Source organism: Thiobacillus sp., from assembly GCF_024708915.1.
This window is the reverse complement of sequence record NZ_JANJXQ010000081.1, coordinates 1-12,026: the sequence shown is the minus strand read 5'-3', so window position 1 is coordinate 12,026 and position 12,026 is coordinate 1. Positions and strand designations below refer to the sequence as shown.

Annotated in this window: 14 protein-coding genes; 4 read left to right on the top strand and 10 right to left on the bottom strand. The window is 61.4% G+C overall.

Going from position 1 to position 12,026, the window contains the following annotated elements; genetic code table 11:
• Positions 1-61: 61 nt before the first annotated feature.
• Both minE and Q0L94_RS06325 read left to right on the top strand, forming a co-directional pair.
• Positions 62-316 carry a cell division topological specificity factor MinE gene (gene minE, locus Q0L94_RS06330; RefSeq protein WP_296649616.1) on the top strand — a complete coding sequence of 85 codons (255 nt, stop codon included), beginning with the start codon at positions 62-64 and terminating at the stop codon, positions 314-316.
• Between the two features lie 309 nt (positions 317-625).
• Positions 626-1,474, top strand: coding sequence for a universal stress protein (locus Q0L94_RS06325; protein ID WP_296751379.1), 849 nt, complete (start codon positions 626-628; stop codon positions 1,472-1,474).
• 120 nt (positions 1,475-1,594) lie between these two features.
• Here the strand turns inward: Q0L94_RS06325 and Q0L94_RS06320 are convergent, their stop codons facing one another.
• The 8 genes from Q0L94_RS06320 to Q0L94_RS06285 all read right to left on the bottom strand — a co-directional run bounded on the left by Q0L94_RS06320 (position 1,595) and on the right by Q0L94_RS06285 (position 6,551).
• On the bottom strand, positions 1,595-2,884 hold the full coding sequence (locus tag Q0L94_RS06320; protein ID WP_296751375.1) for a DUF6596 domain-containing protein: 1,290 nt from the start codon (positions 2,882-2,884) through the stop codon (positions 1,595-1,597).
• Positions 2,881-3,285 (bottom strand): VOC family protein, encoded by a 405-nt coding sequence (locus Q0L94_RS06315; RefSeq protein WP_296751372.1) that lies wholly within the window; start codon positions 3,283-3,285, stop codon positions 2,881-2,883. Before Q0L94_RS06315 ends, Q0L94_RS06320 begins: the two co-directional genes overlap by 4 nt.
• Before the next feature lie 69 nt (positions 3,286-3,354).
• Entirely contained in the window at positions 3,355-3,738 is a 384-nt protein-coding gene (locus Q0L94_RS06310) for a YciI family protein (RefSeq protein ID WP_296751368.1), read from the bottom strand.
• A gap of 10 nt (positions 3,739-3,748) precedes the next feature.
• On the bottom strand, positions 3,749-4,237 hold the full coding sequence (locus Q0L94_RS06305; protein ID WP_296751365.1) for a VOC family protein: 489 nt from the start codon (positions 4,235-4,237) through the stop codon (positions 3,749-3,751).
• A gap of 111 nt (positions 4,238-4,348) precedes the next feature.
• Positions 4,349-4,651, bottom strand: coding sequence for a MoaD/ThiS family protein (locus tag Q0L94_RS06300; RefSeq protein WP_296751363.1), 303 nt, complete (start codon positions 4,649-4,651; stop codon positions 4,349-4,351).
• A gap of 2 nt (positions 4,652-4,653) precedes the next feature.
• On the bottom strand, positions 4,654-5,766 hold the full coding sequence (locus tag Q0L94_RS06295; protein WP_296751360.1) for a sialidase family protein: 1,113 nt from the start codon (positions 5,764-5,766) through the stop codon (positions 4,654-4,656).
• A gap of 78 nt (positions 5,767-5,844) precedes the next feature.
• Positions 5,845-6,225: a VOC family protein gene (locus Q0L94_RS06290; RefSeq protein ID WP_296751357.1), complete on the bottom strand. Its 381-nt coding sequence runs from the start codon at positions 6,223-6,225 to the stop codon at positions 5,845-5,847.
• A 26-nt stretch (positions 6,226-6,251) separates the two neighbouring features.
• Positions 6,252-6,551, bottom strand: a complete 300-nt coding sequence (locus Q0L94_RS06285) for a YciI family protein (RefSeq protein WP_296751354.1) — start codon at positions 6,549-6,551, stop codon at positions 6,252-6,254.
• A gap of 464 nt (positions 6,552-7,015) precedes the next feature.
• On the opposite strand from Q0L94_RS06285, the gene Q0L94_RS06280 reads away from it, so the two are divergent.
• Together Q0L94_RS06280 and Q0L94_RS06275 are read left to right on the top strand one after the other, a co-directional pair.
• Positions 7,016-8,797, top strand: coding sequence for an SIR2 family protein (locus tag Q0L94_RS06280; protein ID WP_296751352.1), 1,782 nt, complete (start codon positions 7,016-7,018; stop codon positions 8,795-8,797).
• Positions 8,790-10,214 (top strand): hypothetical protein, encoded by a 1,425-nt coding sequence (locus Q0L94_RS06275; protein WP_296751349.1) that lies wholly within the window; start codon positions 8,790-8,792, stop codon positions 10,212-10,214. The genes Q0L94_RS06280 and Q0L94_RS06275 overlap by 8 nt, the downstream gene beginning before the upstream one ends.
• 288 nt (positions 10,215-10,502) lie before the next feature.
• Here Q0L94_RS06275 and nirD read toward each other — a convergent pair whose 3' ends face one another.
• Together nirD and Q0L94_RS06265 are read right to left on the bottom strand one after the other, a co-directional pair.
• A complete protein-coding gene (nirD, locus tag Q0L94_RS06270; RefSeq protein ID WP_296751346.1) occupies positions 10,503-10,835 on the bottom strand; it encodes a nitrite reductase small subunit NirD in 333 nt (110 codons plus the stop codon).
• A gap of 9 nt (positions 10,836-10,844) precedes the next feature.
• Positions 10,845-12,026 (bottom strand): (2Fe-2S)-binding protein (locus Q0L94_RS06265; RefSeq protein ID WP_296751343.1); only part of this gene is annotated, 1,182 nt, incomplete at its 5' end.

Genomic DNA, 12,026 nt, shown 5'->3' with positions numbered 1-12,026 from the left:
CTGCGTTTCGTCGAATACGAAAAGCCGGGCCTGATCAAACGTCTGTTCGGAGGCAAGTGACATGTCCTGGCTCTCCCTCATATTCGGCGAAAAGAAAGCCACCGCCTCGGTCGCCAAAGAGCGCCTGCAACTCATCATCGCCCACGAGCGCGCGAGCCTGTCCGGTCCGGATTTCCTGCCCGACCTGCAAAAGGATCTGGTTGCGGTGATATCCAAGTACTTCCCGGTCAACCCCGACGACATCAAGGTGGGACTCGAAAAACAGGGCAATTACGAAGTGCTGGAAGTCAATATCGTGCTGCCCGAAGGACGCTGAGCCCGCGCTCGCCAGGCGGCGAATCCGCCCCTGTCCCGCAGGGTGGCCAAGCCGGTCGGCAAGCCAAGCCTGGGGGGGCCGTTCCAGGCTCGGCGGTACTTCTGCGGGCCGCGAAAATCCGCAACGTGGTCAAGCCCAATGGTGTATCGGCGATCACGATGCTGCAAGCCTGGTTCAGGCTCCAGCCAGTGGGTTTGCCGCATTGCGGGTTGCCGGATTTGCGTAATCATTCCATACTCGCCGCGTACATCCGGCAGGGCGCATCCGTGAGCACCCGCCATTCGACGTGAGGAAATGGGTCATCAGAAAATGAAACAGATTTTGGTGGCAACGGACTTCTCTCAATACGCGACCCAGGCACTCGACCGGGCCGTTCTGCTGGCCACTGAACATCAGGCGGCACTCGATATCCTGCATGTCATCACCCCGGCATCGGTGGACGCACTCTGCGAACTCCTGCCCGATCCCCGGCCCGTCGTCGAAGAAAATCTCACCAATTCCTTTTTTTCGCAGCTTTACGATTTTGTCGATCGGCTGGAGCCGGCGCGCCCCATCACGATCCGGCCCCGCGTCCGGATCGCCGAAGTCGAAGCCGGCATCATCGAAGCAGCTGAGTCGTGCGATGCGGATCTGATCGTTCTCGGAAGCCACGGCGAACATTTTGCCGATGAACTGTTTGTCGGCACCACGGCAGAAAATGTCCTCGCCAGAGGAACGCGGCCGGTTTTGATCGTCAAGCAGAAAGCGGACGAGCCCTACGGCAAGATCGGTGTGGCCGTCGATCTGACCGAGCGGTCTGCCGCCACGGTCCGCGAGGCCGGCGCGCTGGCACCCAACGCGACGATTCTTCTGTTGCATGCATTCCAGGTGCCGAATCACGATCGGCTCCGGCAACTCGGTGTGCCTGAGGAGCAAATCAGGCGTTTGCGTTCAGATTTTCACGACCACGCCGTCCGGGAAATCGACAAGCTGGTCGCCGAATGCGAAGACAGCCGCATTTCGCGGGCGGTCGAAATGGATTACCCGCCGGCCATGATACGAAGATGGACGGAGAAGCTCCATTTCGACCTCATCGTGATGGGAAAGCACGGTGGCCGGCTGGGCAGCGTGGCCCGGCACGCCCTGCGCAGCAGTGTTTGCGACGTCATGATCGGGTGAGCGACGTTGCTTTGCCGCAAGCGGGCGCCCGTTTCGGCGGCGCCCGAGTCGCGAGCGGAATACCGGCAGGATGGATGCGGGGGTAATCGGGAAACGGGAAGGCATGGTCGCTGCTTGCGCTTACGGCTTATCGTTTTCTCCCCCACCCGCCGCCCGCGCCAGCAACAAGGCCCGCTCCCGCGCGTTCTGCGCCAGTTCGGCGGCGCGCGCGAATTCGGCGCGCGCTTCGTCGATTCGATCCAGCTTTGCCAGCAGCTCGCCACGCACCGCCGGCAGCAGGTGGTAGTCCTTGAGCGCGGGTCCGGCGGCAAGCGGCTCGACCAGTTCCAGCCCTGCCGCCGGCCCGAATGCCATGCCGACGGCGACGGCGCGGTTGAGCGCCACCACAGGCGAGGGCACGACCTGCACAAGCGCGTCGTACAGTGCGGCGATGCGCGCCCAATCGGTGTCGGCGGCGACGGCGGCGCGCGCATGACAGGCGGCGATGGCGGCCTGCAGGGTGTAGGCACCAAGCGGGCCCGGCAAAGCCTCGGCGTGTTCCAGCGCCGCCAGCCCGCGCCGGATCAGCAGGCGATCCCAGCGGCCGCGGTCTTGCTCCATGAGCAGGATGGGTTGGCCTCTCGCATCGACGCGCGCGGCCAGCCGCGAAGCCTGGATTTCCATCAACGCGAGCAAGCCGTGTACTTCGGCTTCCTCTGGCAGGCGGTCCGCGAGCACGCGGCCCAGGCGCTGCGCTTCCTCGCACAGCGCGGGGCGCATCCAGTCGTCGCCCGCGGTGGCGGCGTAGCCTTCGTTGAAGATCAGGTAGAGCACTTCCAGCACCGAAGGCAGGCGCGCGTGCAATTCCGCGCCGCGCGGCGTCTCGAACGGCACACGCGCTTCGGCGAGCGTACGCTTGGCGCGCACGATGCGCTGCGCGACGGTAGCGGGTGGCTTGAGGTAGGCGCGCGCGATTTCCTCCACCGACAGGCCGCCGACGACCTTCAGCGTCAGCGCTGCGCGCGCCTCGGGCGAGAGCAGCGGATGACAGGCGGTGAAGACGAGCGCGAGCAGGTCGTCGCCGATGTCGTCGTCGAGCGCGGCATCGACCGCTTCGGCGAAGTCGGCTTCGCGCATGGCGTGCTGCGTGTCGAGTTCGACCGCCAGCTCGGCGTGTTTGGGCGCGGCCTGCGCGCGGTGGCGCAGCACGTCGAGCGCACGCCGCTTCGCCGCCGTGGTCAGCCAGGCGGCTGGATTGTCCGGCACGCCTTCGACCGGCCAGTGTTCCAGCGCTGCGACCAGCGCATCCTGCGCGCATTCCTGGGCCAGCCCGAGATCGCGCGTGAGCCGCGCGACGGCGGCGATGACCTTGGCCGACTCGATATGCCAGATCGCCGCCAGGGCGTCGGCGACTGTCGCCTGCGCCGTCACACCGTCTCGCCTCGAGGATTCATCTGGAACACCTCCCAGACGTGTCCGTCCCGGTCCTGGAAGCCGTGCTGGTACATGAAACCGTGATCCTGCGGCGCGTTGTAGGTATTGCCGCCGGCGGCCACCGCTTCCTTCACCATCGCATCCACCGCCGCGCGGCTGTCGAGTTGCAGCGCCAGCAGCACTTCGGTGGCGGCACGCGCGTCGGCGGGCGGATGCGGCGCGAAGCCGGCGAAGCGTTCGCGCGTGAGCAGCATGGCGTAGATGTTCTCGCCGACGATCATGCAGGTGGCGGAGTCGTCGGTGAACTCGGGGTTGAAGCTGAAGCCGAGCCGGGCGAAGAAAGCGATGGACGCTTTCAGGTCGGCCACGGGCAGGTTGACGAAAATTTGCCTGGCCATGTCGAGTCTCCTTTTTCGGTCTGCGTCTTGAGCGGGCTGAGGCTGCTTCGTGCCGGTTTCATCTCGAATTCACAGCGGTCGATCACCCAGCCCCAGCGCGCGTGTCGGCGCATCGTCCGCGATCGGCCGCACCTCCACGCAACCGCGCTGCGCGCCGGGAATGCGGGCGGCGATCGCGAGCGCCGCGTCCATGTCCGGCGCGTCGATCAGGTAGTAGCCGCCGAGCATTTCCCGTGTTTCGGCGAACGGCCCGTCGGTGACGTGCGCCTGCCCGCTGCGCACGCGCACGGTTTTCGCCGTGCCGGGCGGGGTCAGGCGGTTGCCGGAAACGAAATGGCCCTCGCGCTTGATCGCCTCGGTGAACGCGGCGTACTCGGCGAAATGCCCCGCCGCGTCGGCGGGTTCGAGGTGTTCCATCATCTGTTCGGCGCAGATCAGGCATATGAATTTCATGGCTGCATCCTCAAGCTTCTGCCGCGCGTTCGAGCGCGGCGATGTCGATCTTTTTCATCCGCATCATCGCTTCCATGACGCGCCCGGCGGCGGCCGCGTCGGGGCCTGTCAGGAGCTCGACCAGACGGTCCGGCACGATCTGCCACGACAGGCCGAATCGATCCGCGAGCCAGCCGCATTGCTGCGCTTCGGGCGCGCCGCCGGCGCCGAGCTTCTCCCAGTAATGATCGATCTCGGCCTGCGTTTTACAGTGTATGACGAAAGATACGGCGGGACTGAACTGGAAAACCGGCCCGCCGTTGAGCGCGGTAAAAGGCTGGCCGTCGAGTTCGAAAGCGACCGTCATCACCGTGCCGGGCGTCTGGCCGTGCTGTTCGCGCCCGGCCTCGCTGTAGCGGGAAACGTGATGGATCGCGGAATCCGGAAAGACGGATACGTAGAACGCGGCGGCGGCTTCGGCCTGGCCGTCGAACCACAGGAAAGGCGTGATCATGGGCATGGCGGTCTCCTGAGTTGCCCGGACTGTCCGGGCTCATCTCTACGACGTACGGTAACGGACGAATTCGACAGCGAGAGAGGCGTTTTCTGTATGTTGCATCGTTCTGACGCTTTAGCCGCCTGCGATGGCGCCGACGACGATCAGCGGCTCGCGGCCTGTGGCGACGGCTTCGGGCAGCAGCGCGCCCATCGCCAGATTCGAGCAATCGTCCTGGCAGGCATAGAAACGCACCAGCGGCCGGCGCTGCCCCGTCGCGCGGTCGCGCACGGCACCGGCGAGCATGGGGCAGGCCGCTTCGAGCGCGTCGAGCACGGCGGCGAGCGTGACCGCGCCGGGGACGTCGAGTTCGAGCTCGGCATCGCTGTGCGCCAGCGTGTACAGGTGATACGGCAGGACGACACGCACCGTGGCCATGATCAGGGCAGCGTCTGCACGCTGACCGACAGCACGGCCGGCAGGTCGCGCACGATCGCCTGCCAGCGATCCCCCGCGTCGGCGGAGACGTAGACCTGCCCGCCGGTGGTGCCGAAATACACGCCGCAGGGATCGAGCGCGTCGACCGCCATCGCATCGCGCAGCACGTTCACATAGCAATGCTGCTGCGGCAGGCCGTCGGTCAGCGCCTCCCAGTCGTTGCCGCCTTTTTGGCTTCGATAGACGCGCAGCTTGCCCTCGGGCGGGTAGTGCTCGGAATCGCTCTGGATCGGCACGACGTACACCGTGTCCGGATCGTGCGCGTGCACCGCCATGGCGAAGCCGAAGTCGCTCGGCAGGTTGCCGCTCACCTCGAACCACGACTCGCCGGCGTCGTCGCTGCGCATCACGTCCCAGTGCTTCTGCATGAAGAGCGTCCCGGGGCGCGACGGATGCATCGCGATGCGGTGCACGCAATGGCCGACTTCGGCTTCCGGGTCGGGGATATATTGCGAATGCAGGCCGCGGTTGATCGGCTTCCAGCTCGCGCCGCCGTCGTCGCTGCGGAACGCGCCGGCTGCCGAGATCGCCACGAACATCCGCTGCGGATTCACCGGATCGAGCAGGATGGTGTGCAGGCACATGCCGCCGGCGCCCGGCATCCATTTCGCGCCCTGCTGTTCGCGCAGGGCGGGCAGTTCCTGCCAGCTCTGGCCGCCGTCGGCCGAGCGGAACAGCGCGGCGTCCTCGACGCCGGCGTAGACCGTGTCAGGATCGGTCGGCGAAGGTTCCAGATGCCACACGCGTTTGAACGCCCAGGGCCGCGAGGTGCCGTCGTAATGCAGATGCGTGCCGGGGTCGCCGGCGTAGGCAAAGTCGTTGCCGACCGGGGTCCAGGTGAGCCCGCCGTCGTCGGAACGCTGGATCACCTGGCCGAACCAGCTTGACGTCTGCGAGGCGTAGAGCCGGTCAGGGTTGGCCGGCGAACCGGCGATGTGGAAAATTTCCCAGCCGCCGAAGAACGGCCCGCTCACCTGCCAGTCGCAGCGATGGATATCGGAAATCAGGATGAACGCGCCCTTGCGCGTTCCCACCAGGACACGGATGCGGCTCATGGTCTGCTCTCCTTCATCAACGTGTATCTCATTGCAGCATCCTCGGAGTCTGGACGTGATTTCCACCTCATGGCGCGCTCATTGCATCGAATGCAGGCCGACAAGATTGCCCTCGGTGTCGTGGACGAGCGCGATGTGGCCGTATTCGCCGATGGGCATCTTCCCTCGGAACAGGCTGCCGCCGGCTTCGACGGCGCGCTGTGCCTCGACCGCACAATCCGTGCAGGCGAAATAGACGAGCGTACCGCCGCCGCCCGGGCGCACGCCCGCCCTCTTCACCAACGCGCCGCCGGCGCCGCCGCGATCCATGGCCATGGGAAAGGCCCACAGCTCGATGCCGGCGAGGCTGTCCGGGCTGTTCAGTTTTTCCAGCGTCACGCCCAGCATGCGCTCGTAGAAGACACGCGCACGGGGCATGTCGTCGACGTAGAGTTCGAACCAGATGACGGGGTTGTTCATGTCGTTTCTCCTTGCAACATCCGGGCTCAGGCGGCATTTCCGCCGTCCAGCGCCATCTGTTTCATGCGCTCGATTTCCGGCGACAGCCCGAAGTCATCGAGCTCGTACAGCGGCCGTACCTCGATTTCGGCCGGTCTGCCGCGCCCGGCCGGATTGGGAAAGCGGCGTGCCCATTCCATCGCCTCCGCGCGCGATTTCACCTGGATCAGGGTGTAGCCGGCAATCAGCTCTCTTGTTTCGGTGAAGGGGCCGTCGACGACGGTGCGCGTATCGCCGTCATAGCGGATGCGCCAGCCCTGCGAGCTCGGCTTGAGGCCGGAGCCCATGGGTTTCTCCTGTATTTATATATACGATGCAAACCGCCGTGGGATTCCGGGGTGCTGTCTCCACGACGAGCCGGCCCCGCCGGAATCGACATGCCGGCTGAAAATAAATATTGGGTCCAATAATGGGGGGTGGGGCCAGGCCTGTTTCCCGATTCTTGCGAGCGGAGCCATGCTGAAAGCGGAGTTTATGACCGCGTTCGACCCGAATCGGAAGTAAATGTGGGTTGCGGTGAGTGTCTCTTGATCGGCCTTTGCGGCCGTTGATGTCAACAGGCTAGAATGGCCGCCTACTGGCCATAAGCGGACACCTCTCGACAATCTGGATGGCGGGCACTTCCCGAAACCTTTCCCAAGTTTCCGGCCAGCACCGTGCGAAGACAATCTTCCATTGGTAATACAAGGTCTTGGGGGGCCTAGGGGTTTTTTGTATAGGTTAGGCTGTCATAATAAAAGGTAAGCTCGCAATGCCGGTGCCAGAGATCAAGGAAATCGACTTCCGCCAACATGTCTCCCAAACAGGGAAGCAGCTAATGTGGTTTCTCGGAGCTGGGGCGTCACGCAGTTCCGGCCTTCCGACTGCAACAGACCTAACTTGGGATCTTAAGCTTCGTTACTACTGTGCCCAGGAAAATCAAGACGTTGTTGCACATGACGTCGGCAATCAATCTGTCCAAGCCCGCATACAGGCGTACCTGGACAGCAGAGGCTTTCCGCCCCTTTGGGATCCGGCCGAATATTCCTTCTATTTCGATCTGCTGTTCGGGAAAGACTATGCAGCACAGCAGAAGTATCTCAATACAGTGCTTGCGACAGAGAAAATTTCCTCGACGATCGGTCACCGCGCGCTAGCTGCACTCCTCCACCTCGGTCTTGCCCGGATCATCTTCACAACCAACTTCGACGAGGTTGTAGAATCTGCTTACGCCTCAATTACAGGCAAGAATCTAACGACCTTCCATCTTGAAGGCTCGTACGCCGCGCTTGAGGCGTTGAATGCCGAGAGATTTCCGTTTTACGCGAAGGTTCACGGCGACTTTCGGTATCAGACCGTGAAGAATCTCACTGACGATCTGCTCCACAATGATCGTGAAATTCAGCAATCTCTTGTGGCCGCCGCTGTTCGCTTCGGGATGATTGTCAGCGGATATAGTGGACGCGACGGCAACGTGATGGCGATGTTCCGCGAAGCCATCGATCAGAACAACGCTTTTCCGCACGGACTATTCTGGACAGTCACACGGATTTCTCGCGTCGAAGCGCCCGTGCGCGAGCTGATGGACTATGCGCATAGCAAAGGGATCAAAGGCGGCATCGTCGAAACCGGTACGTTTGACGAAATGCTCGCGAAAATCTGGCGACTGGTCGCCGAGAAGAATCCGGAGATTGACGCAAAGGTAAGAAGTGCCACAGTGAAGCCAGTAAAGATTCCGCTGCCTCCCGTCGGAACAGCGTTTCCCATGCTTCGCACGAATGCGCTTCAGATCATTGGATTTCCAAACACCTGCGGCAGGATCGATTACGACGGAGCTTTAGATATCGGGCAATTGAAAAGCGTCTTGTTCGAGAAGCAACCTCTTTGCTCGGTGTGCTACACGGATCGAGTCCTATTTTGGGGAGACGGCAAGGAGCTCGCCAAAATTTACGAGCCGAAACGCGTGAAGTCGGTTTCGTCACTCAAGATCGATGATCTGATGCACGCAATCGACTCTTCGACTTACTTAAAGTCGATGGTGGAGCAAACCGTCGCGACCGCGTTGGTGGCCGACAAGCCTCTCCTGCTGCGTAAGCAGGGCAAGACTTGGTATGCCATCACTCAACACAAGGAGGCGGACAGCGACGCCTTAAAACCTTTGCGAGACGCGCTCTCCAGGACAGATCGGGACGGAAAGCTCCACAAGGGTTTTGTTAATGGTCAAGTTTCTGGTCTCAAGGATGTCTACTGGGCAGAAGCCGTTTCGCTGAAGGTAGAAAAGCGCAACGGACAGTTATGGCTGCTTCTGCAACCTGATGTTTGGATTTCTCCGAACAAGATGCGAGAAGAAGCTACCGACTTTCTCTACAAGAAGAAGATAAACCGATGGAACAAACAGGCATCCGACATTCTCAGTGCATGGATCGAAATTCTTCTCGGAGGTGTTGGCAAGGGCGGCGCTAGCGTGACTGCGTACAAAGACACCGAACATCCTGCGCAATTTCAAATCAGCATGCGCTCCGCGTTCAGCAGAAAGAGCGACAAGAATGTCTAATGACCAAAATGCGCTGTCGGCCAATTCCATCTTGCCAGAACCGCAACTGCTCTTCGCGGGAGGTAAAACCCACGCTCATCCGCTACGCGGCCTGACAGACTACGGTCCCTATAGTCTCGACATCGGCGCACCAAAACTGGTTCGCCTTGCTTACCTCGCGCCCAACGATCTCCTTCCCAAGCTTGATGCGCTCGCCAATGAATTGATCAACAAGCAGCAGGTGCGTGAAGCCCCCAACTACTACATCGCATACGAAGGGTTTGAGAAAGTCTTTCGCGCGCGACTTGTCCAGGCGACTGACGTCTTACGCATTGCCACCCCGAATGAGTGCAACGCCTTGGCCGCTGCCGGAAACGGCACTGGGCTAGTTGACTTGATATTGCAGGCCATCCTTCCGCTGCAAAAACTCAAGCACACGTTTGACGTTCTGATCGTCCACTTGCCTGCCGCCTGGAAGGCGTCTTATCTGTACGAAGGTTTCAATCTTCACGACAGAATCAAAGCGAAGGTCGCTCCGCTTAACATTCCGATCCAGATCATCAACGACAGCATGTTCCAACGCACGTGCCGTGCGCAGGTCGCTTGGGGGATGAGCGTCGCCCTTTATGCAAAGGCAAACGGCATTCCATGGAAGCTCTCTGACTGGGACAAGGACGAGGCATATATCGGACTTAGCTACGCCATCAAGAAACTTGAGAACGGCGTGGAATACAGCACCTGTTGCAGCCAGGTCTTCGATCCGGACGGCACCGGCTTCGAGTTCATTGCCTACGATACGCGCGAGTACACGACCGATCGCAAGGGCAATCCTTACCTGACGTATCAAGAGATGCAGTCAGTGCTATCGAGAAGCCTGCTGCTTTATCAGAACTCACACAACGGGCGCTTGCCGAAGAAAATCTATGTCCACAAGACGACACACTTCACCGAGGATGAAATCCAGGGCGCGTTCGATGCTTTCGGATCGAAGATGGAAATAGAACTAGTTCAGATCGCGCGCAGAACCAATTGGTATGGGTTAAAAATTGACGGACCGAACAAATGGAACAAGAACGCGGCCCCTGCCGGATATTCCGTTGATCGCGGCCTTTACCAGCCGCTCACCGAAAACGAGTGCCTACTTTGGACGCAAGGAGCCATCCATGGCATCAATCAGCAGAAACCCAATCAACCGGTTTTCAAGGAGGCGCCGCTGAAACCTCTCCCCAATCCGATAATGCTGCGCCGTTTCTCCGGCGCTGGTGGATGGCATGCGACATGCGCGAGCATTCTTGCCCTCACAAAGGTCGACTGGAACAACAACACGCTATACAAGACGCTGCCGGTAACGCTCGTGTATTCGCAGGTCTTCGCTGAAGTGGTGAAGCAGTCACCCGACATCGTGAACGATGTCTACGACTATCGGATGTTCATGTAATAGGAATGCGAAAAGACTTTAACAAAATCAAGCGTGGCAGGATGAGTCAGTCATCGGGTTGAACCAGCCGGCCTGCTGGACTCTACGCCGGGGCCCATCGCCGCACTCGTTCAGCGGGCCGGCTTAACGCAAGCGCAAGATGGCCGAGAAGAGGCAATGACGAGCCTAATCAAGAGACATATGTTCAACCCCATGAATGACCACTTTGGGTCGGGAGCTGCTGGCCAAGCCGGACCAACAACTGCCTGCTTTGGCCGATGAGCAGGCAACACAACAGTCGGAACGCGATCAGGCAGCGACGTCCGCGACGGCGGACAGATCCAGCGACACGCGTCCATCCTCGACCTTGACGGGAAATTCGCGCGCGCAGCCTTGGTCCGGCGCGACAGCGCGGCCGGAATCGAGTTCGATGTTCCAGTTGTGCATCGGGCAGGCGACTTTCCTGCCGTGGACGATGCCCTGCGACAGCGGGCCGCCCTTGTGGGGGCAGCGGTCTTCCAGTGCGAATACTTCGTCTTCGGCGTTACGGAACACGGCGATGTCGAGACTGCCATGGCGCACCACGCGCGCGCCGAGTCGGGGAATGTCGTTCACAGCCAGGATGTCGGTCCATTGGTTCATGTCGTTTCCTTATGCGTCGACAGTTTCGAATTCATGCTTGAGCTTGCCCTCTTTGGCGCGCTCGACCCACGGATCGCGTTCGACCGACAGCGCGAACAGCAGGCGTTCGTACAGCGCGTGCCGACCTTCGTTGTCGTCGAGGATCTTCTTTTTCACCGTGTCGAGGCCGACGCGCTCGATGTAGTGCACGGTACGGTCGAGGTAGCGCGCTTCCTCGCGATACAACTGCAGGAACGCCCCCGTGTATTCAAGTACTTCGTCGGGGGTTTTTACCTTGACCAGGAACTGTGCGACCTCGGTCTTGATGCCGCCGTTGCCGCCGACGTAGATCTCCCAGCCGGAATCGACGCCGATGATGCCGACGTCCTTGATCGCGACCTCGGCGCAGTTACGCGGACAACCGGATACCGCGAGCTTGACCTTGTGCGGCGCCCACATCTTGAAGAACACCTTCTCCAGGTCGATTCCCATCTGCGTCGAATCCTGGGTGCCAAAACGGCACCACTCGCTGCCAACGCAGGTCTTCACCGTGCGCAGCGCCTTGCCGTAGGCATGGCCGGACGGCATATCGAGGTCGGCCCACACTTTCGGCAGATCCTCCTTTTTCACCCCCAAGAGATCGATGCGCTGCCCGCCGGTGACCTTCACTGAAGGGATGGCATATTTCTCGGCAACGTCGGCGATACGCCGCAGCTCGGCCGGCGTGGTCTGCCCGCCCCACATGCGCGGGATCACCGAATAGGTGCCATCCTTCTGGATGTTGGCGTGGGCGCGTTCGTTGATGAAGCGCGACTGCGGATCGTCCTCCGCTTCGCCTGGCCAGGTGGAGATCAGGTAATAGTTGAGCGCCGGGCGGCAGGAGGCGCAGCCGTTGGGCGTGCGCCATTCCATGAAGTTCATTACCTGCGGAATCGTCAGCAGCCTGTTCTGCCGGATCGCCGCCCGCACGGCTTCGTGGGTGTAGTCGGTGCAGCCGCATACCGGCCTGGCCTTCGGCGCGGCCGAGTAATCGCCGCCCGCGGTCGCCGCGAGAATCTGCTCGACCAGACCGGTGCACGAGCCGCACGAGGAGGATGCCTTGGTGTGCTTCCTCACATCCTCCAGCGTGAACAGGCCTTTCTCGCGGATCGCCTTGACGATGTCGCCTTTGCACACGCCGTTGCAGCCGCACACCTCCATGTCGTCGGTCAT

Excerpts from the sequence above, each read along its gene's own strand:
- Q0L94_RS06280 (WP_296751352.1), top strand. The coding sequence starts at position 7,016 with ATGCCGGTGCCAGAGATCAAGGAAATCGACTTCCGCCAACATGTCTCC.
- Q0L94_RS06285 (WP_296751354.1), bottom strand. The coding sequence starts at position 6,551 with ATGGGCTCCGGCCTCAAGCCGAGCTCGCAGGGCTGGCGCATCCGCTAT.
- minE (WP_296649616.1), top strand. The coding sequence starts at position 62 with ATGTCCTGGCTCTCCCTCATATTCGGCGAAAAGAAAGCCACCGCCTCG.
- Q0L94_RS06290 (WP_296751357.1), bottom strand. The coding sequence starts at position 6,225 with ATGAACAACCCCGTCATCTGGTTCGAACTCTACGTCGACGACATGCCC.
- Q0L94_RS06305 (WP_296751365.1), bottom strand. The coding sequence starts at position 4,237 with ATGCCCATGATCACGCCTTTCCTGTGGTTCGACGGCCAGGCCGAAGCC.
- nirD (WP_296751346.1), bottom strand. The coding sequence starts at position 10,835 with ATGAACCAATGGACCGACATCCTGGCTGTGAACGACATTCCCCGACTC.
- Q0L94_RS06295 (WP_296751360.1), bottom strand. The coding sequence starts at position 5,766 with ATGAGCCGCATCCGTGTCCTGGTGGGAACGCGCAAGGGCGCGTTCATC.
- Q0L94_RS06325 (WP_296751379.1), top strand. The coding sequence starts at position 626 with ATGAAACAGATTTTGGTGGCAACGGACTTCTCTCAATACGCGACCCAG.
- Q0L94_RS06300 (WP_296751363.1), bottom strand. The coding sequence starts at position 4,651 with ATGGCCACGGTGCGTGTCGTCCTGCCGTATCACCTGTACACGCTGGCG.
- Q0L94_RS06310 (WP_296751368.1), bottom strand. The coding sequence starts at position 3,738 with ATGAAATTCATATGCCTGATCTGCGCCGAACAGATGATGGAACACCTC.
- Q0L94_RS06315 (WP_296751372.1), bottom strand. The coding sequence starts at position 3,285 with ATGGCCAGGCAAATTTTCGTCAACCTGCCCGTGGCCGACCTGAAAGCG.
- Q0L94_RS06275 (WP_296751349.1), top strand. The coding sequence starts at position 8,790 with ATGTCTAATGACCAAAATGCGCTGTCGGCCAATTCCATCTTGCCAGAA.